Origin of the sequence: Polynucleobacter sp. AM-7D1 (genome assembly GCF_018688455.1) — a bacterium.
Taxonomy (GTDB): Bacteria; Pseudomonadota; Gammaproteobacteria; order Burkholderiales; family Burkholderiaceae; genus Polynucleobacter.
In genome coordinates this window covers 71,569-97,989 of sequence record NZ_CP061319.1, presented here as the reverse complement: position 1 = coordinate 97,989, position 26,421 = coordinate 71,569, and the positions used below count along the sequence as shown (strand labels likewise).

At 46.0% G+C, this 26,421-nt stretch carries 25 protein-coding genes; 8 read left to right on the top strand and 17 right to left on the bottom strand.

Annotated elements, in window-relative coordinates:
* Positions 1-2: 2 nt before the first annotated feature.
* The 14 genes from murA to GQ359_RS00500 all read right to left on the bottom strand — a co-directional run bounded on the left by murA (position 3) and on the right by GQ359_RS00500 (position 16,587).
* Positions 3-1,277, bottom strand: coding sequence for a UDP-N-acetylglucosamine 1-carboxyvinyltransferase (gene murA / locus GQ359_RS00565; RefSeq protein WP_215387054.1), 1,275 nt, complete (start codon positions 1,275-1,277; stop codon positions 3-5).
* Positions 1,278-1,310: 33 nt separating this feature from the next.
* Complete coding sequence (locus tag GQ359_RS00560) at positions 1,311-1,559, bottom strand: BolA family protein (RefSeq protein WP_215302370.1); 249 nt, start codon at positions 1,557-1,559, stop codon at positions 1,311-1,313.
* Positions 1,560-1,620: 61 nt separating this feature from the next.
* Positions 1,621-2,409, bottom strand: a complete 789-nt coding sequence (locus GQ359_RS00555) for an ABC transporter permease (protein ID WP_215387053.1) — start codon at positions 2,407-2,409, stop codon at positions 1,621-1,623.
* Positions 2,406-3,158, bottom strand: coding sequence for an ABC transporter ATP-binding protein (locus GQ359_RS00550; RefSeq protein ID WP_215387052.1), 753 nt, complete (start codon positions 3,156-3,158; stop codon positions 2,406-2,408). Before GQ359_RS00550 ends, GQ359_RS00555 begins: the two co-directional genes overlap by 4 nt.
* A gap of 1 nt (position 3,159) precedes the next feature.
* Positions 3,160-3,420, bottom strand: a complete 261-nt coding sequence (locus GQ359_RS00545) for a lipid asymmetry maintenance protein MlaB (protein ID WP_215387051.1) — start codon at positions 3,418-3,420, stop codon at positions 3,160-3,162.
* Positions 3,421-3,454: 34 nt separating this feature from the next.
* Positions 3,455-4,102 carry a phospholipid-binding protein MlaC gene (locus tag GQ359_RS00540; RefSeq protein WP_215387050.1) on the bottom strand — a complete coding sequence of 216 codons (648 nt, stop codon included), beginning with the start codon at positions 4,100-4,102 and terminating at the stop codon, positions 3,455-3,457.
* A gap of 71 nt (positions 4,103-4,173) precedes the next feature.
* Positions 4,174-4,917, bottom strand: coding sequence for a VacJ family lipoprotein (locus GQ359_RS00535; RefSeq protein WP_215387049.1), 744 nt, complete (start codon positions 4,915-4,917; stop codon positions 4,174-4,176).
* Complete coding sequence (gene mlaD / locus GQ359_RS00530) at positions 4,917-5,399, bottom strand: outer membrane lipid asymmetry maintenance protein MlaD (protein ID WP_215387048.1); 483 nt, start codon at positions 5,397-5,399, stop codon at positions 4,917-4,919. The genes GQ359_RS00535 and mlaD overlap by 1 nt, the downstream gene beginning before the upstream one ends.
* A gap of 21 nt (positions 5,400-5,420) precedes the next feature.
* Positions 5,421-6,218, bottom strand: a complete 798-nt coding sequence (mlaE, locus tag GQ359_RS00525; protein ID WP_215387047.1) for a lipid asymmetry maintenance ABC transporter permease subunit MlaE — start codon at positions 6,216-6,218, stop codon at positions 5,421-5,423.
* Positions 6,215-7,081, bottom strand: coding sequence for an ABC transporter ATP-binding protein (locus GQ359_RS00520; protein ID WP_251367884.1), 867 nt, complete (start codon positions 7,079-7,081; stop codon positions 6,215-6,217). The genes mlaE and GQ359_RS00520 overlap by 4 nt, the downstream gene beginning before the upstream one ends.
* Before the next feature lie 10 nt (positions 7,082-7,091).
* Positions 7,092-8,555: a glutamate synthase subunit beta gene (locus tag GQ359_RS00515; RefSeq protein WP_215387046.1), complete on the bottom strand. Its 1,464-nt coding sequence runs from the start codon at positions 8,553-8,555 to the stop codon at positions 7,092-7,094.
* 38 nt (positions 8,556-8,593) lie between these two features.
* Positions 8,594-13,339, bottom strand: a complete 4,746-nt coding sequence (locus tag GQ359_RS00510; protein ID WP_215387045.1) for a glutamate synthase-related protein — start codon at positions 13,337-13,339, stop codon at positions 8,594-8,596.
* A gap of 194 nt (positions 13,340-13,533) precedes the next feature.
* Positions 13,534-14,238 (bottom strand): transposase, encoded by a 705-nt coding sequence (locus GQ359_RS00505; protein WP_215387044.1) that lies wholly within the window; start codon positions 14,236-14,238, stop codon positions 13,534-13,536.
* Positions 14,239-14,250: 12 nt separating this feature from the next.
* On the bottom strand, positions 14,251-16,587 hold the full coding sequence (locus GQ359_RS00500; RefSeq protein ID WP_215387043.1) for a penicillin-binding protein 1A: 2,337 nt from the start codon (positions 16,585-16,587) through the stop codon (positions 14,251-14,253).
* 140 nt (positions 16,588-16,727) lie between these two features.
* On the opposite strand from GQ359_RS00500, the gene GQ359_RS00495 reads away from it, so the two are divergent.
* Genes GQ359_RS00495 through aroB form a run of 4 tightly spaced genes read left to right on the top strand, consistent with a single transcriptional unit; the run spans position 16,728 to position 20,154 of the window.
* The gene (locus GQ359_RS00495) at positions 16,728-17,408 is read left to right on the top strand and encodes a hypothetical protein (RefSeq protein WP_215387042.1); all 681 of its coding nucleotides are present in this window, start codon (positions 16,728-16,730) and stop codon (positions 17,406-17,408) included.
* On the top strand, positions 17,405-18,526 hold the full coding sequence (locus GQ359_RS00490) for a secretin and TonB N-terminal domain-containing protein (protein ID WP_251367883.1): 1,122 nt from the start codon (positions 17,405-17,407) through the stop codon (positions 18,524-18,526). The genes GQ359_RS00495 and GQ359_RS00490 overlap by 4 nt, the downstream gene beginning before the upstream one ends.
* Positions 18,527-18,538: 12 nt before the next feature.
* A complete protein-coding gene (locus GQ359_RS00485) occupies positions 18,539-19,063 on the top strand; it encodes a shikimate kinase (RefSeq protein WP_215302357.1) in 525 nt (174 codons plus the stop codon).
* A gap of 8 nt (positions 19,064-19,071) precedes the next feature.
* Positions 19,072-20,154, top strand: a complete 1,083-nt coding sequence (gene aroB, locus GQ359_RS00480) for a 3-dehydroquinate synthase (protein WP_215387041.1) — start codon at positions 19,072-19,074, stop codon at positions 20,152-20,154.
* A gap of 19 nt (positions 20,155-20,173) precedes the next feature.
* On the opposite strand, the gene cyaY is transcribed toward aroB, so the two are convergent.
* Positions 20,174-20,602 carry an iron donor protein CyaY gene (gene cyaY / locus GQ359_RS00475; protein ID WP_251367882.1) on the bottom strand — a complete coding sequence of 143 codons (429 nt, stop codon included), beginning with the start codon at positions 20,600-20,602 and terminating at the stop codon, positions 20,174-20,176.
* 2 nt (positions 20,603-20,604) lie between these two features.
* Here cyaY and GQ359_RS10160 point away from each other — a divergent pair, with 2 nt between their 5' ends.
* Together GQ359_RS10160 and lysA are read left to right on the top strand one after the other, a co-directional pair.
* Positions 20,605-20,796: a lipoprotein gene (locus GQ359_RS10160; protein WP_215302355.1), complete on the top strand. Its 192-nt coding sequence runs from the start codon at positions 20,605-20,607 to the stop codon at positions 20,794-20,796.
* Positions 20,793-22,091, top strand: coding sequence for a diaminopimelate decarboxylase (gene lysA, locus GQ359_RS00465; RefSeq protein WP_215387040.1), 1,299 nt, complete (start codon positions 20,793-20,795; stop codon positions 22,089-22,091). Before GQ359_RS10160 ends, lysA begins: the two co-directional genes overlap by 4 nt.
* A 93-nt stretch (positions 22,092-22,184) precedes the next feature.
* On the opposite strand, the gene GQ359_RS00460 is transcribed toward lysA, so the two are convergent.
* Positions 22,185-22,919 (bottom strand): cytochrome c, encoded by a 735-nt coding sequence (locus tag GQ359_RS00460; RefSeq protein ID WP_215387039.1) that lies wholly within the window; start codon positions 22,917-22,919, stop codon positions 22,185-22,187.
* 114 nt (positions 22,920-23,033) lie between these two features.
* On the opposite strand from GQ359_RS00460, the gene yihA reads away from it, so the two are divergent.
* Together yihA and hemB are read left to right on the top strand one after the other, a co-directional pair.
* Positions 23,034-23,699, top strand: a complete 666-nt coding sequence (gene yihA / locus GQ359_RS00455) for a ribosome biogenesis GTP-binding protein YihA/YsxC (RefSeq protein ID WP_215302352.1) — start codon at positions 23,034-23,036, stop codon at positions 23,697-23,699.
* Positions 23,683-24,702, top strand: coding sequence for a porphobilinogen synthase (gene hemB, locus GQ359_RS00450; protein WP_215387038.1), 1,020 nt, complete (start codon positions 23,683-23,685; stop codon positions 24,700-24,702). Before yihA ends, hemB begins: the two co-directional genes overlap by 17 nt.
* Before the next feature lie 50 nt (positions 24,703-24,752).
* Here hemB and dsbD read toward each other — a convergent pair whose 3' ends face one another.
* Positions 24,753-26,420: a protein-disulfide reductase DsbD gene (dsbD, locus tag GQ359_RS00445; RefSeq protein WP_215387037.1), complete on the bottom strand. Its 1,668-nt coding sequence runs from the start codon at positions 26,418-26,420 to the stop codon at positions 24,753-24,755.
* Between the last annotated feature and the right edge of the window lies 1 nt (position 26,421).

Sequence of the window (26,421 nt, the reverse complement as noted above, 5' to 3'; positions counted from 1 at the left end):
GCTTACTTGATTCGCTGAATGTTGGCACCTAAGAGGGTCAACTTTTGCTCCATACGGTCATATCCACGGTCCAAGTGATAAATCCGATCTACCTGTGTTTCGCCTTGGGCAGCCAAACCGGCGATTACCAAACTGGCTGAAGCACGTAAATCCGTAGCCATCACGATAGCGCCAGATAACTTCTCAACACCCTGTGCAATAGCGGTATTACCCTCAATGGCGATATCGGCACCGAGACGATTCATCTCTTGAACGTGCATAAAGCGGTTTTCAAATATGGTTTCAGTAATGGTGGCGTTGCCCTCAGCAATCGCATTGACCGCCATGAGTTGAGCCTGCATATCTGTCGGGAAAGCTGGGTACTCAGAAGTGCGGAAGCTAACAGCCTTGGGGCGACTTTTCATGGAGGCTTTGATCCAATCAGGGCCCACTTCCATTTCTAAGCCAGCCTCTTTGAGTTTCACAATCACCGCATCCAATGTATCCGGACGACAGTGCTTTACCAACACCTCACCACCAGCAGCAGCAACTGCGCACAAGAATGTGCCAGCCTCAATCCGGTCAGCAATCACAGCATGTTCTGCGCTATGGAGCTTCTCAACACCCTCAATGACTAGGCGATCTGTACCAATACCGGTAATCTTCGCACCCATTTTGACGAGCAACTCTGCCAAGTCCCCTACTTCAGGTTCGCGTGCAGCATTCTCCAAAATAGTTGTGCCTGACGCCAAAGTAGCAGCCATCAATAAATTCTCTGTACCAGTTACGGTGATCATGTCCGTCAAAATCGAGGCGCCTTGCAAGCGCCCCGTGGCAGATTTGGTTTCCGCCTGAATGTAACCACTCTTAATCTTGATGGTGGCACCCATGGCTTTTAAGCCTTTGATGTGCTGATCCACTGGACGTGCACCAATGGCGCATCCACCTGGTAACGAAACCTTAGCGCTATGCATTCTGGCAAGCAATGGGCCCAGAACCAAAATCGAGGCACGCATGGTTTTCACCATCTCGTAGGTTGCTTCAGAACTCTTGATGGTTGCTGCGTTGAGCACTACATGGTTGCGGTCATTTGCATCTGGAAAACTAACAACTACTCCAATCTCTTGGAGAAGCTTGAGCATAGTACGCACATCTTGCAAATCAGGAACATTACGCAAAGTAATGGGCTGATCAGTCAGCAAACAAGCACACAAAATGGGCAGTGCTGCGTTCTTGGCGCCCGCAATCACCACCTCACCCTTTAGGGGTGTGCCTCCAACCATTCGTAATTTATCCATGAATCTATTCCAGTAAAAGGCTAATGTCGTATTTTAAGTTGGAGTGTTTTGTGCGAATTCTTGAGGAGTAAATGCTTTGATTGATAAAGCGTGAACTTCAGCTTTCATACGGTCACCCATAGCGCCATATACCAACTGATGGCGCTGAATTAGACGCTTGCCTTCAAACTCTGGACTCACAATCGTCGCAAAAAAATGCTGTCCATCACCCTCAACTTTCACATGAGTACATGCGAGGCCCTGCTGAATATAGCCTTCAATTTGTTCTGGGGTCGGCAACATCACAATCTCCTAATTTCTAATTTCTGAATAATTTTTTAATTCGAATTTAAGGGGGTAACAATTAGTTCCTGAGCTTGTAGCCTTTTTGCAGTAAACGCAAAGCAATCGCTGACACTGCGACAAAGAAACAAGCAACAATCGCTAAACTATTCCAAGGGGATATATCTGACACTCCAAAGAAGCCATAACGGAAACCATCAATCATGTAGAAGAATGGATTGAAGTGCGATACCACTTGCCATGCTGCCGGCAAAGAATGAATGGAATAAAACACACCTGACAACATGGTTGCCGGCATGATGATGAAATTCTGGAAAGCAGCCAATTGATCGTATTTATCAGCCCAGATACCGGCAATTAATCCCATGCTTCCCAAAATTGCAGCGCCTAACAGAGCAAATGCCAGGATCCATAGCGGGTATTCAAAGGATGGTATTGCAAACCATGCCGTAATTATCAGTACGCCTGAGCCAACAACAATTCCGCGAAATACCGCAGCCAAGACATAAGCGGCATAAAACTCTAAGTGGCTAAATGGGGCTAGCAATACAAAAACTAGATTGCCAGTCACTTTTGATTGAATGAGCGATGAAGAAGTATTCGCAAATGCATTCTGCAACACGCTCATCATGACTAAGCCCGGGATTAAAAAGGCGGTGTAGTTCAAGCGACCATAAACCTCTTTGCCTTCCAGCACATGTCCGAAAATCATCAAATACAGAACAGCGGTAAGCACTGGTGCCGCAACCGTCTGAAACGCTACTTTATAAAAACGCTTAATTTCTTTTCGTAAGAGCGTTGGGAAACCACTGCCATAGGAGATTGGCAGCTTATTTACAATAGATTTCATCGAGCGCCTCCCGACATGATGTTGACAAACACATCTTCAAGATCCGTCTTACCCTCGCCATCTTTCTTCACAGAGCCATACTGACTCAATAAATTTGCAGTGGTGTCCAAAGCAACAATCTTTCCTTGCTTGAGCATAGCAATGCGCTGGCAAAGTGCCTCAGCCTCTTCAAGGTAATGGGTTGTTAAGACAATCGTGTGGCCATCATGATTTAAGCGACTAATAAATTGCCAGAGAGATTGGCGTAGCTCTACGTCAACACCAGCTGTTGGTTCATCCAAAATAATCACAGGCGGCCGGTGTACCAAAGCCTGCGCAACCAATACTCGGCGCTTCATACCACCAGATAGAGAACGCATATTGCTGTCAGCCTTATTGGTGAGATCCAAGTTCGCCATGATCTCGTCAATCCAGGCATCGTTATGACGAATCCCAAAATAACCTGACTGAAATTGCAGCGTCTCTCTAACAGTAAAGAAGGGGTCGAATACTAACTCTTGCGGTACAACCCCTAGCATCCGGCGAGCATCACGAAACTGACTCTGAACATCCGCACCCATGATTTCAGCATGACCACGATCAGCAGTGACCAACCCAGCGAGAATGGAAATGAGCGTTGTCTTACCAGCACCATTGGGACCAAGCAAGCCAAAGAACTCACCTTGATCTATTGATAAGGAAACATCATCGAGCGCTTGTAGGGCGCCATAATTTTTTGATACGTTCTTTATCGATATTGCTGCATGCATGCTATGACAAACCTAGCAACTCAGCAACGCCATATACGCCAGCCAATACGGTTAACTTTTTCGGTGCATTTTGTATAGAAATCTGCTGACCACCGGCTTGCAATTGTTTCTGCCACGCCAACAACACTGTTAGCACAGTAGAGTCAAAATCCTTGAGATTGATGCAATCTATATTTCTTAATGTCGCAAGATTTAACAGGCCATCCTTTTCTAACTGCAAAACATTATTCTGCGTCACTGAGGTGGGCAATAAAAATGGCATTTGATATTTATCTTTGATTGATCTTGTAAGCTTTTTAGTTTGCTGGCTTTGCAGCAGCAAGCTGCTTATTGCGGTCCTGCAAGAACTTCACCAAACCTTCCACACCATTTTGACTAATTTGATTTGCAAACTGGTTGCGATAGGCCTCAACTAGCCAAACACCCATGATATTCATGTCATAGACCTTCCATCCATTGGCTGTTTTTTCTAGACGATAGTCGAGTGGTATGGGGTCACCACGACCAATCACTACAGTCTTCACAATAACCTCTTTATCGTCAGGAGCTGCACGCAAAGGCTTAAATTGAATCGTTTGATCGCGTAGCTGGCTTAGAGCGCCAGAGTAAGTGCGAATCAGTAAATTCTTAAACTCAGAAATTAATTGAGCCTGCTGCTCTGGGGTGGCTTTTTTCCAATTGGGGCCCATTGCCATTTCAGTAGTGCGGCGCATATCGGTATAGGGAACAATTTTCTTATCCACCAAATCTACGATGCGCGGGATATTGCCTTTTTGAATTTCTGGATCAGACTTTACAGAAGCCATTACGTCTGAAACTACCGTCTTGATCAAACCATCTGGCGTTGACTGGTCAACTACTTGCGCAGAAACGCTACCGGCAAACAAAAACAAGCCTGTGAGCAAGGCTCTAAAGTATTTTTGAATGGGTTTTTGGCTTTTCATATTTCCTCGCTCTAGGCTGATGGTTGAGGGCCATTTTAGCCTTTTCATCAATCTGATGTAATCAGCCAATATTACTCATAAGGATTTTGATATGGGGGCATTAATGGCTCTTCATCATTCCGACCCTCATTAATCTGATATTGACGTCTTTGGATGTACGCATCACGCATAAAGCTGTACTTATCAATAGCTGCTCCATCCAATAAATCACCAGCTTCGTAATACGTATTTCGAGAATTGACCACCCTAAGACCAGTCAAGCTATTTCTTAGAGCAACATCTGGCAATAATCTAAATAAGTAATCTGACTCTAAATCCGCTGCGGTACCAAAGGTGTCACGCACATTGCTTGGGCCAAAAAATGGCAAAACAACATATGGTCCCGATGGTACGCCCCACACCCCAAAAGTTTGACCCCAGTCTTCTTTATGTTTTTCAAGGCCACCTGGGGTTGCCAAATCAATTAAACCACCCAGGCCCATAGTGGTATTGACTACTACCCGCATAAGATCGTTAAATGCATAGTCTGGCTTGCCCTGCAATAGGTTTTGGAGGGCTGTATAGATATCGCTGTAGTTACTAAAGAAGTTGTAAATACCGTCACGCACAAACTCCGGCAAAACAAAACGATATCCGGCAACCACTGGCTTAAGAACATAAGCATCTAAGCCTTCATTGAATTCAAATACTGAGCGATTAAATGGCTCCCAAGGGTCCTGTGGAGATGGCTGAACACCTGCAGGTAAAGATGCACAACCAACCATAGCAGTCGCTATACCAAGTAGCACAACACGTTTAAACTTTGCCAGCGCCATTATTTTGCTGCACCTTTATCTTGCCCACTATCAGCTGCCTTGTTGTACAAGAACTGGCTAATCAGATTTTCTAGCACTACAGCAGACTGTGTCTGAGTGATCTTATCCCCTGCAGCCAACATATCATCGGAGCCGCCAGCCTCAAGACCAATGTATTGTTCACCCAATAAACCGGATGTCAAAATCTTTGCAGAAGAGTCTTTAGGGAACTTATAAGTATCTTCAATCGTCATGGTGACGGTTGCTTGATAGGTCTTGTCATCAAAGGAGATGTTGGCAATACGACCAACAACTACCCCAGCACTTTTCACGGGAGCACGTGGTTTGAGTCCGCCAATATTGTCAAATCGAGCAGAGATTTTATAGGTAGGCGCAAAAGTGACGGCGTTCATATTGCCGACCTTTAATGCAAGAAACAAAGCAGCCAACAAACCAATGGCTACAAAGATTCCAACCCAAATATCAATTGCACTTTTTCTCATAAGAGTCCCAGTTTATTCTTTCTAATTCGAGAACATCATTGCAGTTAGCAAGAAGTCCAACGCTAAAACCGATAAAGAAGAAATCACCACCGTTCTAGTGGTAGCTTGCGATACGCCCTCAGGCGTTGGTTTTGCCTCGTAACCCTGATACAGAGCAATAAAAGTCACTGCTACACCAAACACCAGACTCTTAATCAGGCCATTACCAATATCAGAGAAGAGATCTACTCCGCCCTGCATCTGAGACCAGAAGGCACCAGAGTCCACGCCAATCAATGGCACCCCAACAAAGTAGCCGCCCATCACACCAACAGCCGTAAAGATCGTTGCCAAAATCGGCATCGCAATAATGCCAGCCCATAAACGCGGAGCAATCACACGACTCAATGGATCAACTGCCATCATTTCCATTGCACTGAGCTGTTCGCCGGCTTTCATCAAGCCAATCTCTGCAGTGAGAGATGTGCCAGCACGACCAGCAAATAGAAGAGCCGTAATCACTGGGCCTAATTCACGGGTAAGTGACAGTGCGACCAATAAACCCAAAGCCTGCTCTGAGCCATATCGATTAAGAGTGTAATAACCCTGCAGTCCTAAGACGAAGCCAACGAATAAACCAGATACCGCAATGATCACAAATGAGTGATTACCCACAAACAGAATTTGATCGGAAACTAAGCGAGGTCTTTTTAATAAAAATCCGGAACGCCAAATTACTGCAGCAAACATGCGAGCAGCAAGGCCAAGACTCGTTAAGTTACGACGAACAAAAAAACCGAGGTCACCGAAAATATCTAAGGGCTTATGAAGGATGCTCATTTCAGACTCACTCCAAAATCTTCTGCAAGGCTTTGGCCTGGGTAATGAAATGGCACAGGACCATCCGGTGAAGCATCTAGAAATTGACGTACAAACGGATCGTTTGAACGACTCAATTCTTCTGGTGTACCTTCTGCACCAATACGACCATTGGCAATGAAATACACGTAATCGGCAATTTCAAATGTTTCTTCAACATCATGCGTCACCAAGAGGCTGGTCGCGCCCAGCGCTTGATTCAAATCTCGAATCAAGCGTGCAGTAATACCCAAGGAAATCGGATCCAAGCCTGCAAAAGGCTCGTCGTACATGATCAACGGTGGATCAAGCGCAATCGCTCTTGCTAGAGCAACGCGGCGTGCCATGCCACCAGAAATCTGTGAAGGCATCAAATCGCGTGCGCCACGCAAGCCAACCGCATTGAGTTTCATGAGTACTAGTGATCGCAATAACTCTTCGCTTAAGTCGGTATGTTCACGCAAAGGAAAGGCGACGTTTTCAAAAACACTCAGATCGGTAAAAAGTGCGCCAAACTGAAAGAGCATTCCCATGCGACGACGGGCAGCCATTAACTCGGTGCCGTTCATTTTTCCAATGTCATGGCCTTCAAAAAGGACTTGACCAGACTGCGCTGTAAATTGACCGCCAATCAGTCTCAGAATAGTAGTCTTGCCACAACCAGAGCCCCCCATCACCGCAACAACTTGGCCACGGCGGAACTCCATATTAAGCCCAGATAAAATTTGCCGCTCACCAGGGGCGTAGGAAAAGTTGACGTTCTTAATTTGAACTACAACTTCGCCTTGGCCACCGCTAGAGGTTTTTTGCTTCACTTCCACCGAATTGGAGTGGCTACTGTTCATATCCCCGATATTATCGTGGCAGAACAGAAGACCCCATTAAATACTCGTCTACTGCTTGAGCAGCTTGGCGACCTTCACGGATCGCCCAAACCACCAAGGATTGTCCGCGACGCATATCGCCAGCAGCAAAGACCTTTGGAACATTGGTTTGATAAGCATTTTGACCATCAACTGTGGCTTTTGCATTGCCGCGGGCATCTTTTTCGACACCAAATGCATTGAGAACCTGGGCTGCAGGTGATACAAAGCCCATTGCTAAAAATACTAAATCTGCCTTAATCTCAAATTCAGAGTTTGGCATTTCTGCCATCTTTCCATCTTTCCACTCCAAACGCACACAGATTAGCTTCTCTAATTTGCCGTCTTTGCCTTCAAAACGCTTAGTGGCAACAGACCAATCGCGCTCACAGCCTTCTTCATGTGATGAAGAGGTGCGCAACTTGGTTGGCCAGTAAGGCCATACCAAGGGTTTGTTTTCAGTTTCGGGTGGCTGTGGCAACAATTCAAACTGAGTAATCTTGGCGGCGCCATGGCGATTAGAGGTTCCAACACAATCAGACCCGGTATCACCACCACCAATTACTACTACATGCTTGTCAGCTGCAGAAATCTCGTTTTTGAAATCACCTGCATTTTCTTTATTCTGTGGAATCAAGAATTCCAAAGCGTAATGAACACCCTTTAACTCACGACCAGGAACTGGCAGGTCGCGTGGCTGCTCAGATCCACCGCTAATCACAACAGCGTCAAAATCTTTCATCAGCTGATCGGGTGAAACGGTTTTAGTTGAGTAATTTTTAACTTCGGCACCAATCGCCTCTTTGCCAACAAATACGCCTGTCTCAAACTTCACACCCTCAGCTTGCATTTGCTCAACGCGACGATCGATCAACCACTTTTCCATTTTGAAATCTGGAATACCGTAGCGCAACAATCCGCCAACACGATCATTCTTTTCAAATACAGTAACGTCGTGGCCCACGCGTGCCAATTGTTGTGCAGTTGCCATGCCAGCAGGACCACCACCAACAACGGCTACCTTCTTACCTGTTTTGGTTTTGGATGGTTGTGGCTTAACCCAACCATTTTCCCAGCCCTTATCAATAATGGCATGCTCAATAGACTTAATACCAACCGCATCACTATTAATACCTAAGGTGCATGCAGCTTCGCAAGGTGCTGGGCAAATACGACCAGTGAACTCGGGGAAGTTATTAGTGGATTGCAATACATCTAATGCATTCTTCCAGTCATCATGAAATACCAAATCATTGAAGTCAGGGATGATGTTGTTTACTGGGCATCCGTTATTGCAAAACGGAATGCCGCAATCCATACAGCGTGCGCCTTGTACTTTAGCCTCATCATCCGTTAATGCGGCAACGAACTCTTTGTAGTGATGGAGGCGTTTAACGGGAGCTTCGTAGGTTTCCTCTACGCGCTCAAACTCCATAAATCCAGTGACCTTACCCATATCGAATCCTTAGTATCTTTTCTTAATATCTATATTGATTAAGCTGCAACAGTTTTGTTTTGCGCTTTTTCCCACAACTCACCTAAAGCACGCTTGTACTCAGTAGGCAGCACTTTCACAAAACGACCGCGAGCATTTTCCCAATCAGCTAATAGTGCTTTTGCACGCTCTGAACCGGTGTGGCGGAAGTGACGCTCGATCAAGCCCTTCAGAATTTGCTCATCAGTCATACGCTCGCCACCATCTTTCACATCAACAGGGGCATGCCACTCTGATTGAGGCATCTTGGCAATCTGCTCGGCTGACGGCAGTACTTTTTCCAAAGTCGCCATGCTGGTATTGCAACGCTTGTCAAAGAGGCCATCTTCGTCATAAACATAAGCAATACCGCCGCTCATACCTGCTGCAAAGTTACGACCAGTTGCACCCAAGACCACAACAGTACCGCCAGTCATGTATTCGCAACCGTGGTCGCCGGTTCCTTCAACTACCGTTGTGGCACCAGAGTTACGAACTGCAAAACGCTCACCAGCCACACCATTGAAGAATGCTTCACCGCTAATGGCACCGTAGAGAACAGTATTTCCAACAATGATATTTTTTGCTGTATCGCCACGGAACTCATGTGGGGCACGCACAATCACACGTCCACCAGACAAGCCCTTACCAACGTAGTCATTACCATCACCAACCAAGTCCAAGGTGATTCCGCGCGCCAAGAAGGCAGCGAAACTTTGACCAGCAGTGCCATTCAATTGAATATGAATCGTGTCATCTGGCAAACCAGCATGGCCATAACGCTGAGCGATTTCTCCGGAGAGCATTGCGCCGACAGTACGGTTCACGTTCTTCACTGGAACAATGAAGGAAACTTTTTCACCACGTTGCAGAGCTGGCTCACTCTTCTCGATAAGCACGTTATCTAAGGCGCTGTCTAAACCATGATCCTGAGTCAAGATTTGATAACGAGGAGAATCTTTAGCAACATTAGGCTCAGCAAAAATCTTGCTGAAATCCAACCCATGTACTTTCCAGTTTTCAATACCTTTGCGCGTATCCAAGAAATCAACGCGACCAATCAAATCATCAAACTTACGAATACCGAGTTGCGCCATGATCTCGCGCACTTCCTCTGCTATAAAGAAGAAGAAATTCACAACGTGCTCTGGCTTACCAGAGAACTTCTTACGCAACTCAGGGTCTTGTGTTGCAACACCCACTGGGCAGGTATTCAAATGACACTTACGCATCATGATGCAACCCTCAACCACCAATGGGGCTGTCGCAAAACCAAATTCATCAGCACCCAATAAAGCGCCGATCACAACGTCACGACCTGTTTTCATTTGACCGTCAGCTTGCACGCGAATACGGCTACGCAAACCATTGAGTACTAATGTTTGCTGGGTTTCAGCCAAGCCCAACTCCCATGGGGAACCAGCATGCTTAATAGAAGACAGTGGGGATGCGCCTGTACCGCCGTCATGTCCAGCGATCACGACGTGATCTGCTTTCGCTTTAGCAACACCGGCAGCAATCGTACCAACACCCACCTCAGAAACCAACTTCACAGATACGTCAGCTGCTGGGTTCACGTTCTTCAGATCGTGAATCAACTGCGCAATATCTTCAATCGAGTAAATATCGTGGTGTGGAGGGGGAGAAATTAAACCAACCCCTGGCACAGAGAAACGCAATTTTCCGATGTAATCAGAAACTTTACCGCCCGGCAATTGACCACCTTCTCCAGGCTTGGCACCTTGGGCCATCTTAATCTGAATCTGATCAGCAGAACGCAAATATTCAGTAGTAACACCGAAACGGCCTGAGGCAACCTGCTTGATTCTGGAGCGCAACGAATCGCCATCGAGCAAAGGAATATTTGCTTCAACCACATCATCGCCCAAAATGCTGGCTAAGGTTTCACCCTTCTTAATAGGAATGCCTTTAAGCTCATTGACATAACGATTTGGATCTTCACCACCCTCACCAGTATTGGACTTACCACCAATACGATTCATAGCAATTGCCAAAGTAGCATGCGCTTCAGTAGAAATAGAACCTAAGGACATCGCGCCCGTTGCAAAACGCTTGACGATTTCTTTTGCAGACTCAACTTCATCCAATGGAATTGCTTTGGCTGGATCAATCTTGAACTCAAACAAACCACGCAATGTCATCTGACGCTTGGTTTGGTCATTGATGATGTTGGCATACTCTTTATAAGTTTGATAACCCTTGTCGATACCAATACGAGTGGAGTGCTGTAACTTGGCAATCGTATCTGGTGTCCACATATGGTTCTCACCACGAATACGGAATGCATACTCGCCACCAGCATCCAGCATATTAGTTAAAACTGGATCATTGCCAAATGCGGACTGGTGCATACGCAAAGCTTCTTCAGCTACTTCAAATACGCCAATACCACCTACGTTAGATGGGGTACCTTTGAAGTAATGGTCAATCACTTCCTTGTTAAGACCGATGGCTTCAAAAATCTGTGAGCCGGTATAAGACATGTAAGTAGAGATACCCATTTTGGACATCACTTTTTGCAAGCCCTTACCAACCGCTTTCACAAAATTCTTTACCGCTTTTTCAGCTGACAAATCGCCAGATAAACCTTTAGCCATTTCAGCCAAAGTTTCCATCGCTAAGTAAGGGTGAACTGCTTCAGCCCCATAACCAGCTAGGAGAGCAAAGTGATGCGTTTCTCTCGCGCTACCCGTTTCCACTACGAGGCCAACGCTAGTACGCAAACCTTTTTCTACTAGATGCTGATGAATTGCAGAAGTTGCTAACAATGCTGGAATGGCCACATGCTGCTCATCAACCTGACGATCACTCACGATCAAGATGTTGTAACCAGAACGAACGGCATCAGCAGCTTCAGCACATAGAGATGCCAAGCGAGCCTCAATGCCTGCTTTACCCCAAGACGCTGGGTAGCAAATATCTAGCTCATATGAGCGGAACTTACCGTTGGTGTAATGACCGATATGACGAATCTTGGTCATATCATCAAAATCTAAAATTGGCTGACTCACTTCCAAGCGCATTGGTGGGTTGATATTGTTGGTATCCAACAAATTCGGCTTGGGTCCAATGAATGAAACCAAAGACATCACCATGTTTTCACGAATGGAGTCAATCGGAGGATTGGTCACCTGTGCAAACAATTGCTTGAAGTAGTTATAGAGTGGTTTGTTCTTGTTCGATAGCACAGCTAACGGGCTATCGTTACCCATCGACCCAATTGCCTCTTCACCATTCATGGCCATAGGCGCCATGAGGTACTTGATATCTTCTTGTGTGTAACCAAAAGCTTGCTGACGATCCAATAATTTTGCAGCTGGGCGAATAGTGGTCTTTTCATCCACCAAGTCAGCCTTGCTTGCATCAACTTCATCTAGCTTCACGCGCACCGCGTCAATCCAACTCTTATACGGCTTGGCTTTAGAGACGGCATCTTTCAATTCAACGTCGTCAATAATGCGGCCCTGCTCCATATCAATCATGAACATCTTGCCTGGTTGCAAGCGCCATTTTTGAACAATCTTGCTCTCTGGAATTGGCAATACGCCAGCCTCAGAACCCATGATGACTAAATCATCATCTGTAACGTAATAACGCGCTGGACGCAAACCATTGCGATCTAAGGTCGCACCAATCTGACGGCCATCTGTAAATGCCATAGCGGCTGGACCATCCCATGGCTCCATCATTGCTGCATGATATTCATAGAAGGCACGGCGGTTTTCATCCATCAATGAATGTTGTTCCCATGCCTCGGGAATCATCATCATCATGGCTTGTGCTAATGGATAACCGGACATCACTAATAACTCTAAGCAGTTATCAAAACACGCTGTGTCAGATTGGCCTGGATAAATGAGTGGCCATAATTTTTTGAGGTCATCACCCAACACTGGGGAGCTGATCGCACCTTCTCGCGCGTTCACCCAGTTGACGTTACCTTTAACAGTATTAATCTCGCCGTTGTGCGCAATCATACGGTATGGGTGAGCCAATTCCCAAGCTGGGAAAGTATTGGTTGAGAAGCGCTGATGCACTAAAGCTAATGCAGATACGGTACGTGGATCTTGTAAGTCTTTATAGTACGCACCCACTTGGTTTGCTAACAACAAACCCTTATAAACAATGGTGCGAGCAGACATCGATGCAACAAAATATTCTTTGCCATGCTTTAAATGTAAATCTTGAATAGCATGGCTCGCAGTTTTGCGGATGACATACAACTTACGCTCCAGGGCATCCGTTGTCATGATGTCACGTCCGCGCCCAATAAAAATTTGACGGATAAATGGCTCTGTCATTTGAACGGTTGGAGACATCGGCAATTTCACATCGATGGGTACATCTCTCCAACCCAATACGACTTGACCTTCTAAACGTACAGTGCGCTCTAATTCTTGCTCACAAGCTAAACGAGAGGCGTGTTCCTTAGGCAAGAAAATCATACCAACACCGTACTCACCGAACGGCGGCAACTCGACACCTTGCTTTGCCATTTCTTCGCGATACAAAGTATCGGGAACCTGAATCAATATTCCTGCGCCATCACCCATTAAAGGGTCAGCACCTACGGCTCCCCGGTGATCCAAGTTCTCAAGAATTTTCAATCCCTGAGTAACGATCTCATGTGACTTCTTGCCTTTGATATGGGCAACGAATCCTACGCCGCAAGCATCATGCTCATTTTGTGGATCGTAAAGACCCTGCGCGATTGGACGAAGGTCTGTGTTCATTTGTGTAGTCATGGTATTTCCGTTTGCCCTGGGGGCCTGATTACTTTTGGAGAATCAAATATAGGGGAATACCCATGCTGATGCAATAGAAATAAAATGAGTCTGTCCCATTTAAATTAGGCAATAAGTAAAATTCATTTATATAAAGGGGACAGAGTCAGAACTTTATGGCCAAGCAGTAAAATACTAAAGACCTTAAGTATTACTTAAGTCATTGAATTTATTGGTATTAATTTTTTGGGACGTCCACGATGTCGGATTAGTACTTGATCGGGATTATCTTTGAATACGCTCTTTGCATAGGTATCGCTGACCCAAGGCTTGGACCTCACTAATGCCTCAGTAATTTCGCGATCTTCCCAGTGAGGCGCGCCTTCCTTTACAAACCCTGCCCAAGTCATTTGTCGCTCAAACGGGGTATTACCCAGCTTCCAAAAGTGCTGGTGATCAACCAACCAAGGCTCAGCATTACCTCCAATGTGGGAGGCAAAACTAGTCCAAGTTGAATCTTGAGGGTTCGATTCAAAACCAGCCCTCACAGGATTGAGCTCAATGTAACGTTGGCAGCGCAGAAAATAATCAGGGTCTATTAGCGAAGAACGATAGCGCCCCTCCCAAATTGTTCCAGAACGGTGGTGCTGTTGATTGAAATACTGGGCATAACGCCTACCTAGAGACTGCATCGTCTTTGCAAGCGAATCTTCATTTTGAGGAGTCATTAAGAGATGCACATGATTTGGCATCAAAGCGAATGCATGCACTGCACTACCAAATTGCTTTGCTGCCTCTCGCAACCAATCTAAATAGATACGGCGATCCGCGTCATTAAAGAAAAGTGTTTCCCGATTATTCCCACGAACCATGACATGCATTGCTTGGCCAGGAATAATGGTGCGCGCTTGCCTTGCCATTACTAAAACGAACTACTGCAGTTCGCGCACACCACCATTATTGGAGAACTCGGGAATAAACCAATCACCATCAACTTGAGTCACACCTGCCGGCACTTCGCGCCCTTGTTGCGGCTGATCCTTTAGGGCGGTACTCATATAAGAGATCCACATAGGCAGAGCAAGACCGCCACCAGTCTCTCGATCACCCAAGCTTGCTGGCTTATCAAAACCAATCCAAGCAATTGCAACTACCTTTGGGTTGTATCCCGCAAACCAAGCATCATGGGACTCATTAGTCGTACCTGTTTTGCCAGCAATATCATTACGACCTAATTTTGCTCTTGCACTTGCAGCTGTTCCAGTCTTCGTGACTTCTTGCAACATGCTATCCATCACAAAGGCTGTGCGAGCATCCAGTACACGAGTGGCATTCTCGTGTGCATGAGTAGGTGTAGCTTCAAACAAAACTGTGCCCTTTGAATCCGTCATCTTATTAATTAAATATGGATCTACGCGATAGCCGCCATTAGCAAACACACTATAAGCAGATGCCATTTGCAAAGGTGCCACGGAGCCTGCGCCTAAAGCCATTGTTAAGTAGGGCGGATGCTTCTCTGCCTCAAACCCAAAGCGCTGAATATATTCTTGAGCATAAGAGGGGCCGATGGCACGAATTAAGCGCACAGAAACCAAGTTTTTTGATTTAGCTAAAGCAGTGCGCAAGCGCATCATGCCCTCATACTTACCGTCATAGTTTTTTGGCTCCCAGGCTTGGCTACCTGTTTCCATGCTACCAATAGATAAGGGCGCATCGTTCACCATGGTGCTTGGAGAAAAACCTTTTTCGATTGCGGCAGCATAAATAAATGGCTTAAATGATGAGCCTGGCTGGCGTTGGGCCTGAGTCACGTGATTAAATTGATTACGACGGAAGTCAAACCCTCCCACTAATGAGAGGATTGCGCCCGTATCAGCATTCATAGAAATAAAGGCGGCCTCAACTTGGGGTAGTTGCGCCAACTTCCAAATACCGCCATCAGATAGCAACCTAATAATGGCACCGGGACGTAAACGTTTTTTTGGTTGAGTGCTATCAGTGAGCGAAGCGGTAGCCAGCTTCATACCCTCACCTTTTAAGGTGATCACATCCCCAGTGGCAATCATGACCTGCATTTCTTTTGGCTTGACGTCCAGCACTACACCAGACTGCAGATCATCTAACTGGGGATATGCCAACAAAGCCTCATCAATTGCTCGCTGACGTCTTACCGCATCTTCTGGTAAATCAATAAAACCTTCCGGACCACGATAAGCATGGCGTAAATCATATTCAAAAATTCCACGCCGTACCGCTCTGTACGCGGCATCTTGATCCGCCTTCAAGAGCGTGGTGTATACATCTATTCCCTGGGAATAAATTGCCTCGCCGTATTGTGTAAACAATAATTGACGTACCATCTCTGAAGCAAAATCAGCACGGGTACTAAACTCATTTCCCAGGCCCCGAATATGCAACTCTTCGGCCATGGCAATTTGATATTGCTCGGGAGTGATATACGACAAATCCCGCATACGCTGCAAAATATATTCTTGGCGAATTTTTGCGCGACGGAAATTGCTTACTGGGTTGTATGCCGATGGTGCTTTTGGCAAACCTGCCAACATCGCAGATTCTGCAATCGTGATGTCCCTTAATTCTTTCCCAAAATAAATCTGGGCTGCGCTAGAAAATCCATACGCCCTTTGCCCCAAAAAAATCTGATTCATATAAATCTCAAGAATCTTATCTTTGCTTAATTGAGACTCAATTTCCCAAGAGAGGAGAACTTCATAAATCTTGCGACTAAAGGTTTTTTCGTTACTCAGAAAAAAATTCCGGGCAACCTGCATCGTGATGGTTGATGCACCCTGAGAAAGATTGCCGCGCAAATTAGTGAGCGCAGCCCTTAAGATGCCCACGTAATCCACGCCACCATGAGAGTAGAAGCGATCATCCTCAATAGCCAAGACTGCATTACGCATGGTCATTGGTATTTCGCCCAAAGGAATTACCTTTCGGCGCTCCTCTCCAAACTCACCTATTAAGACCTTGTCAGCTGTATAGATACGTAATGGTGTTTTAGGGTTGTAGTCGACTAAAGCAGAAATTTTCGGCAAATTCGGCTTCGCAATTAAGAAGGCGTATCCCAGTAGCAGTGTGACCACTACCGCAAAGAGCATAGTGATAATTAGTAAGGCCTTAATCAGGGGATTACTTCCAGATTTTCTCTTCGAGAAACCCTCCGCTCTTGGCTGACCAGGGCGTCTATCAGGCTGTCGGTTGAAGCGCCCATTTAAGGGCGGCTTGTCTTTTGGGGGTAGAGCCATAGAATCAAATTATAGGGTGCTTACGCATTTTCCCCGAAAGCTCCAAAACCCTTGTTTGAAATATTTTTTAGCAGATTTTTCTGACAGCCAATTCTGCTTATACCGATCGTTTTTACTATTCTCAGGGCAAACAATATGGCATGCCTCCACGCCATATTTCCCCCCAATCTTTTGACGATATTCTGAGTGAGCTCGGAGACGACCCTGCCATTCCAGACCCCCATGGCATTCGCAAAACACCCTCCCCTCCCAGAATCGACACACCACCCCAAAACAAAACTCCCAAGTCTGCTTTTTCTGCTAAATCCTTTGAACTAAAGGGCCTAACTTTCACTTCACCGTGGATCGTTGGCGGCATCCTATTACTCTGTGGGGGATGCCTCTTTTTTTATTTTGACGGCAATCAATCTGGTAACGAACTTGAAATAAGAACCCTAGAAAACCAACTATTGGCACTCAAAGAAGAATTTGAACTCTCGCAAACCGAATGGGCATCTGAGAAAGAAGATCTATACCAGGCAATAGAAGAAATAGAAGTAAGCATTCACTCAATAGATATACAACAGCCAACTCAGAGCTTTCAAAGTAAACCTGCAGTGATTCCTTATGAGGCCGATCTTCGTCGTTGGCGATATTTGGGCATTACCCGTATGGGGGTAGCAGAACAAGCCTTTTTCCATACCGGGAATTCCACAAAAATGGTGCTCAAGGGGGATACAGCCTTGGGGGAATGGCGCCTTAGCCAAGCTGAAAAAGAGCTAGCCGTTTTGACTCACCCAAAAGGGAAATCCATCACTTTTAAGTCGACCCAATCGGAGTGACTCTATTGAAAATCCCACTAAAAACCCTCGCCTACTTGCTACTCCTATTGCTGGCTTTTTACTTCAATCCAGCCCTTGGAAGCCTCCCCGAAGTAACCTCATCGGGGAACCGCAAAGATGGTCGCATTAGCCTGCAATTTAGCCAAATTGAAGTGACTGAGCTTTTGGAGGTTTTAGCCAAAATGGGAGATACCAACTTTCTACTCAGCGAATCCATTCAGGGCAAGATTTCAGTTGATCTTAAGGACACCCCTTGGCAAACCGCCCTCCATTCCATTCTTGCAAGCCGAGGCTTGAGACTTGTTCGAAATGGAGATATTTACTGGATTGGCCCTCATGCAGAAATTCAAAGTTTCCAAAAGTATCGACGGGAAGATGCTGCCCTACCTTTTGGAGGCGATCACATTAATAGCCCCCGTCAAATTCTCATTGAAGCTCGCATCGTTGAGGCTGATCAGCGCTTTGCCCGCGAACTTGGAGTTAAGTTGGGGTATCAGGCTAATGGCGTCGGCAACCAACCAGACCAAAACCCCACCGCAAATCTCGATCTAGGAGGGACTGGCTTAGCTGGCTTTAACCCGGCCACTTTGGCTGCAACCCTGGTTTCCAAGAATGCAGCCCGTCTTCTGCAAATGGAGCTCTCAGCTCTGGAATCCGATGGTCAAGGCAAGATTTTGTCTAACCCCCGCATCATGACTGGTGACCAAGTTAAAGCCACAATTGAGCAAGGAACTGAGCTTCCCTATCAAGTCAGCTCTCAAAGTGGGAGCAAATTGCAGTTTCGCAAGGCGAATTTACGCCTAGAGGTCTTACCCAAGATTCATCCAGACGGAAAGATCTCCATGCTGGTCGGTATTAATAAAGACACTATTGGCATGAAAACTGAACAGGGTTATGCCATTGACACCAAAAACCTCAGCTCTGAGGTCACGGTTGAAAATGGGGGCACGGCCATCATTGGGGGCATTTTTCAAACCACCGAACGCGATGACGAGGTCAAGGTTCCGCTCCTAGGTGATATTCCTTTGATTGGGCATTTATTTCGCCACAAATCTAAATTAGCGGATAAAACTGAACTATTAGTCTTCTTAACCCCCACTGTGCTGGACAAACACTAATAAAATCGAGGGGTGAACTCTTCATCAAACAATATCTTCCTAATTGGCCTTATGGGCGCCGGGAAGTCGACTGTTGGTAAATTGCTGGCCAAGAAATTAGGTCGCCGCTTTTTAGATGCTGACCATGTGATTGAAGATCGTTGTGGAGTCAAAATTCCGGTCATTTTTGAAATGGAAGGTGAAGATGGATTTCGCAAACGCGAGGCTCAGGCCATTAAAGACATTACAGCTGAACATGATGTCATTTTGGCAACCGGTGGCGGCGCCGTCCTCCTGCCAGAGAATCGTCAATTCCTCAGCGAAAGAGGAACAGTAATTTATCTGCACGCCAATCCGATGGAGTTATGGCATCGGACCAAAGGTGGTGAAGGTAGGCCACTTCTTAAAAATGGTGATGCAAAAAAGATTTTAGAAAACCTATACGCTATTCGTGATCCCCTGTATCGCGAAATCGCTGACTATGTCATTGAAACTGGAAAGCCCAGCGTCAATCAACTAGTCAACACTCTTATCATGCAACTCGAACTCTCCGCATAAATTTACCCATGAAAACATTAGAAGTTGATCTAGGCAATCGTAGCTACCCCATTCATATCGGTACAAATTTAATAGATCAGCCAGAGTTATTTAGCGCCTGTGAAAAAGCGACATCGATTTATATCGTTACCAATACTACGGTAGCCCCTTTATATTCAGAGCGTCTAACCAAGACCTTAGAGAAACTCGGCAAGTCAGTCAGGACCATTGTCTTGCCTGATGGAGAGTCTTATAAGGACTGGAAAAATCTTCAGTTAATTTTTGATGACCTTCTGAAGTTTGGCGCTGATCGTCAAACCATGTTGGTTGCTTTAGGTGGCGGCGTCATTGGTGATATGACTGGCTTTGCTGCTGCTAGCTTTATGCGAGGTATCCGCTTCATTCAAGTGCCAACAACCTTACTAGCTCAGGTGGACTCCTCTGTCGGCGGCAAGACAGGCATTAACCATCCACTTGGGAAAAATATGATTGGGGCGTTTCATCAGCCTGCAGCAGTCATTGCCGATCTCAATACATTGAAGACATTGCCTGCCCGCGAGCTCTCTGCGGGCCTCGCTGAAGTAGTCAAGCATGGCGCTATTGCAGATGCGGAGTTCTTAAGCTGGATTGAAGCAAATGCAAAAGCATTGCTATCTTGCGATACCGCAGCAATGGCGCATGCAGTCCTACGTTCTTGTGAAATTAAATCGGCAGTTGTTTCGGCGGATGAAAGAGAAGGAGGCATTCGCGCTACTCTCAATTTTGGACACACCTTTGGTCATGCGATTGAGGCCGGTATGGGTTACGGCGAGTGGTTGCATGGTGAAGCCGTTGGTTGCGGGATGGTCATGGGAGCAGACCTCTCACGACGCCTGAACTTCATCACTCAAGATGAGGTCAATCGTCTCACTCGCATCATTCAATCTATGAATCTACCGATTGCGCCTCCGAAGTTTGGTGCGCAACGTTATATGGAATTAATGCAAGTAGATAAAAAGACTGAGGGCGGTCAGATCCGATACGTTGTCTTAGAAAAGATCGGCAAAGCTCAAATTAAGAGCGTTCCCGATGCTCAGGTTATCGAGACACTCACAGCAACTGGGGCGGTTTAATTTCCTGGGCTATCGCCGCTTATTTCCGGAGAAGTCCAATAGTGATCGCCTGCCCAGCTTGAGCGCTAGCAAACTCTGATAAGTCACTCAATAGCTCGCGCCCAGTTTTGGTATCCAGCCACTGTGGTGAAGCTAAGGTGCCAGCCCAGCGATAGTGATAACCGCCAGATTTAGCAGCCACCCAGATCTCGTGCAAAGGAGGTTGGGTATTCACCACAATGACGCTGCGATCCCTAAATCGAATATTGATGACGTTTCCGCCCTGGCGCTCTACATCGAGATCTAAATCCAGCGCATCGTCTGCGGCCTCTAGGGCCACCTCTATTGACTGCAATAAATTACTGCCCAATTGATGAAATTGCTTGTCATCGATAGTTTCCACCGTTAAATTGCCTGGCTTCATATTAGAGTCCTGCATGCTATATTCAATCATTCGTTTTAGAGACATTCATGATAGCGATTCTTAAAAGAACTCTGGGCATTAGCCTTCTAATATCCCTTGTTGGGTGTGGGGTAAGAGGGCCCTTATATTTGCCAAATGTGCCACCGGCACCTAGCCCTCCCTCTGAACCAGAACCCAAAGGCAAGCTATATCCACCCCAAAGCCCTGCTGCTACTAACCCATCATCGGCCAAGCAATGACAAGTAAAGCGATTCCACTCCCCGACTTAACTGGATTTACAGAACGAAACGGCGCTTGGTATGCGGAAGAAATTCCTTTGTCAGATTTGGCAAAAGAGTTTGGTACACCCCTGTATATCTATAGCAAGAAGGCTTTAACCCAAGCGTATCAAGCCTATGACAAAGCGTGCCTAGATTCCTCTGGCAAAAGACGTGCTCGTGTCCACTATGCAATGAAGGCTAATAGCAATCTTGCAGTGATTGATTGCTTTAAAAAATTAGGCTCTGGATTTGACCTAGTTAGTGGCGGTGAGTTAGCTCGTGCCCTTGCAGTAGGCGCAGATCCAAAGAGTTTGGTATTTGCAGGTGTTGGCAAATCTGCCTCCGAAATTGCACAGGCATTAGAGGCTGGTGTTAAATGCATCAATGTGGAATCGATTGCAGAGCTCCACCAAATTAATCGTGTTGCGACTAAGCTGAATTGCCGCGCCCCAATTTCTTTACGCGTAAATCCCGATGTGGATGCTCAGACACATCCTTATATTTCTACTGGATTAAAAGGAAATAAATTTGGTATCGCCTATCACGAGGTTCTAAAAACTTATCATGAAGCTGCTTTGCTTTCACAAATTGATGTGGTCGGTATTGACTGCCATATTGGCTCCCAAATCACTACAACCGCGCCCTACCTTGATGCGCTTGATAAGGTTCTCGAGTTAGTAACCCAATTGAAAAAAGAAGGTATTGAAATTCATCATCTTGATTTAGGCGGCGGTCTTGGCATCTCTTACGGCGACGACAACCCACCCGACATTACTGAGTTCACCAACACCTTACTCAATCGCGTTGCAGAGCGTGGCTTTGCTCATCTCGATGTAGTCTTGGAGCCGGGCAGATCCTTAGTTGGCAATGCTGGCGTGCTTTTAACCAAAGTGGAGTACCTCAAGCCAGGTGCTGAGAAAAACTTTTGTATTGTGGATGCAGCAATGACAGAGTTAATGCGCCCAGCTCTCTACGAGGCGTATCACGGCATTGTTCCAGTGCAAACTAAACAAGTTGCAAGCTCTACTTATGACATCGTTGGACCCGTATGCGAATCTGGTGACTGGCTTGGAAGAGATCGTGAACTTGCTGTTGAAGAAGGTGATCTATTGGCTATTCTGTCAGCAGGCGCATATGGCTTTGTTATGGCATCAAATTACAACACCAGACCTAAGCCTGCAGAAATTATGATTGATGGAAAAAATGCATACCTTATTCGTGCGCGTGAAAATGTTGCTGATCTTTTTGCTGGTGAAACTATCTTGCCAAACTAAATTTCATTAATAATTCGTTGAGCCTGATAAATTTCTAGGCAATAAAAAACCCCGCTGCAATCGCGGGGTTTTTGTTTTTTACTGAATGTTCAATTAATGCAAGCCCGCCATGTAATCAGCAACAGCCTTCATTTCTTGATCAGAAAGCTTAGTAGCAATCGTAGTCATCTGCGTACTATTCTTACGAGTACCTTCGCGGAATGCTAGCAACTGAGCTGCGTTGTACTCAGCCCATTGGCCACCCATACGTGGATACTGCGCTGGAATACCGGCGCCAGTTGGGCTATGGCAAGCTGCACATGCTGGAACGCCCTTAGCGGCGATGCCACCACGATAGATACTTTGACCTAATTCAATTGTGTCTTTATTTTGAGCAACACCCTGTGATACTGGCTGTTTAGCCAAATAAGCAGAAATATTGTTCATATCTTGCTCAGTCAAGGTGGCAACCATTCCCATCATGACTGGATTGGCGCGTGTGCCATCCTTAAAGTTCTTCAACTGCTTGGTGGTGTAGGCGGCATGCTGAGCAGACAACTTAGGCCAAGTAGCTGTTGCACTCTGACCTTTAGGACCATGGCAAGTCAAGCAGGCTGTCACGCCACGGCTAGCATCGCCGTTAGAGTAAAGCGCTTCGCCAGCTGCTGGATCGACTTTTGGCTTACCTGGAACTACCGGCTTAGCAGCAGCTTCGGCCATTGGGGCGGCCGCAGGGGTAGCATCTGCAGCGTTAACTACGCCGGAGAAGCTGGCCATTGCCAGAACCAAGCCAGCGGCTAGGCTAGCGCTGACGCTAGTTAATTTGGAGATTTGAGAGGTTTGACGCATTATGTTTACCTTGGCAAAAATTCCTAAAAGTGTTTGGGCCCTACTTTTACAACCTTTTACCCAACACCATGAGATATTTCATGATTTTGCGTGATTTTACAATAGCTTCTGGACATGTCTAAACTCTTTCAAGCCCGATTCGCGACCACAGTCAATGACACCCATTGCCTGCCTGCCACTCCACTCCGGGAGGTGGCCTTTGCTGGGCGCTCAAATGCGGGTAAATCTAGTGCAATTAATGTACTTTGCAACCAAAAACGGCTTGCTTTTGCCAGTAAAACGCCGGGACGTACGCAGCACATTAACTATTTTGGCCTTTTTGCTAAGGACGACCTATTAGCCTATTTGGTGGATTTACCGGGATACGGCTATGCTGCCGTTAATCATGAGACTAAATACCACTGGAATAGCCTTCTAAGCGATTATTTGCAGGAGCGGGAGCAGCTAGTCGGGATGATTCTCATCGTGGACTCCAGGCGTGGAATCACCGATCTAGACGAGCAAATGATCCAATGGTTTGTCCCAACCGGCAAACCAATTCATATCCTGCTCAGCAAGTGCGACAAGCTCAATAAAAGTGAATGCAAGCATGCCTTAGAGGCCGTACGTAAAAGATTACAACAGTATGATCCTGCCCTTCCAGATGGAACGGGCGACTCAAAACGACTTACGGCACAATTATTCTCAAGCACCAAGCGAATTGGCCTTGAAGAGGCCGACAATACAGTTATTAAATGGTTATTTGAAGCAGAGACTCAAGAAGATGAAATCACAAGCTAACTCTTTATTGAACTTTCCAAATCATCGCCCTCGCCGTATGAGACGTGATGATTGGTCCCGCCGCCTGATGCAAGAGAACCATCTCCACGCCAGCGATTTGATTTATCCCGTCTTCTTGCTTGAGGGTAGCAATCAGTCTCAAGCTGTTAGCTCCATGCCAGGAGTCAATCGCGTATCTCTCGATTTACTTTATAGCGTTGCCGAAGAATGCGTTTCATTGGGCATTCCTGTGATGGCGCTCTTTCCGGTAATTGATGCATCTCTAAAAACGCCTGATGGCAAAGAAGCTTTTAATCCCAATGGATTAATTCCGACTACAGTACGTAAACTCAAGCAACGCTTTCCTAATTTAGGCATCATGACCGATGTCGCACTTGACCCTTACACAAGTCATGGTCAAGATGGTGTATTAGATGAGCACGGTCGCATTCTGAATGATGAGACTACGGCAATCTTGGTACAACAAGCGATTGCTCAAGCTCAAGCTGGTGTTGATATCGTGGCACCATCAGACATGATGGATGGCCGCATCGGAAAAATTCGTGAAGCACTAGAGCAAAATAAACTCATTCACACTCGCATCATGGCTTACTCAGCCAAATACGCTTCGGCTTTTTATGGCCCGTTCCGTGATGCAGTAGGTTCAGCAAAAAATTTAGGTAAAGCCGATAAAAAAACCTATCAAATGGATTGCGCCAATACTGATGAGGCTTTGCGGGAGGTTGCTCTCGATATCAGCGAAGGTGCTGATATGGTGATGGTCAAGCCTGGTATGCCTTACTTAGATATCGTGCGCAGAGTTCGTGATGAATTTAATTACCCAACCTACGCATATCAAGTGAGCGGTGAATACGCCATGCTCAAAGCCGCTGCACAAAACGGCTGGCTTGATCACGACGCTGTGATGATGGAGTCTTTGCTCGCGTTTAAACGTGCTGGTGCAGATGGTATCTTGACTTACTTCGCTCTCGAAGCTGCACGTCTTCTCAAAGCAAGTAAATAAATTTGATGATGAAGACTGAATAAGTAAACACTTATTCAGTCTCAGTTAAGTTAATTGGCTAGTACTTTTTTCAAGCGCTCAGCAAAACGTTGTGGCGGCATATAGCCAATTACACGCTGATCTTTTAACTCTTCTGAATTGAGATCAAATATCAAAATTCCAGGCGGCCCGAATAATCCAAAACGCTTCAGTAATTCCTGATTCTCAGGACTGTTCTTTGTTACATCAGCTTGAACTAAAACAAATTTCTGTAACTCTTGATTCACTTCAGAATTAGCAAAAGTATTGACCTCCATCTCTTTGCAGGAGATGCACCAGTCTGCATAAAAATCTAGGAGCGCTAATTTCTTCTGCTCTTTTGCTTGGGCCAAGAATTGATCTAACTGGGCACTAGATTGAATTACAGCAAAACTTGCATTTCCAATCTGATGTTGACGTTGGCCATTAGCCATCATCTTGCCACCCGCTTCATTACTGCTTTGTAACAAAGGTGATGCAATCCAGGCTGCAGTTGCCACCAATAAAACACCGAGCGTTCTTTGCAACCAAACCATCCAAATACCAGTTGATGGAATGAGAATGCGCGCCTCAATAGCAATAAAGAGAAGTGGGAAGCCCATACCCAAAGCCATCACAAACAGTAAACCGGCCCCCAGACTCATTGATCCTGTTTGGGCAATGAAAGCAAGTACTCCGGCTAAAGGTGCAGTAATACAAGGGCTAGCAACTAATGTCGAAATTCCACCCAAAGCGAAGGCACCAACAAAGCTCCCACCTTTATGGCGTCCTGCTAATTGGTCGACTTTTTCCTGCCAAGATTGGGGCATTCTGAGCTCATACAGGCCAAATAAGCTCCCCGACAGTGTCAGCAGTAGCAATGCAAACCCAATTAGCGCTATAGGGCTCTGCAGAGCTCTTTGTACGCTACCGCCTAGAGCGGCCATCAAGACTCCCGCTAAAGCGTAGACACAGGCCATACCAAGTACATAAGCCACGGCCAAGAGACTAGCCCGGCTTTTGCTAATCGATTTTTTGCCCTGAGTTCCAAACACCACACTGGACAGAATGGGTAGCATTGGAAGCACACATGGAGTAAACGCCAAAGCCAGCCCCAGGATGAAGAAAGCCAAAAATAAATAGGCAGTTGGAGTGCTATCTAAAAAACGCGTAATGGCATTCACATCATCTCGCTCACGCCATACATCCATCAAGCCAAATTCTTTTTTAGGCGAATTACTTACCCCCTCCAATACCTCTGGTATCGGTCTAGCCTTTACACCGGGGCCTGCAAGCAAAAATTTGAGCGTCATGGGCGGATAGCAAATACCCGCTTCAGCACATCCTTGCAATTCCAACTCTAGATATAGAGGCTTTCCTACTTCGGCTTTTTTGTCCAATGTCAGAAGAAATGCCTGCTTATAAACCTGCATCTTCTTTTGAAAAGTTTCATCAAACTTCTCAATGCCAGCAGGCAGTGATGCCTTTACAAGCCCTAATTTATTGGGCTCGGAGCCTATCTTGAAATGCAGGGATTCTTGATAGATGTAATAACCCTTGGCTGGAAAAATTTCCAACTCAATGTCATTCGTATTGAGCGCCCATGTTGCCTCAGCTTGAAATGCTTTCTCAGGAGGAAGAAATTCAGGGGCTGCAAAAGTATTACCAACAATGAAGAAGAATGCAGCTATTGCCGGAATGAATTTACTAATCAATCTCATG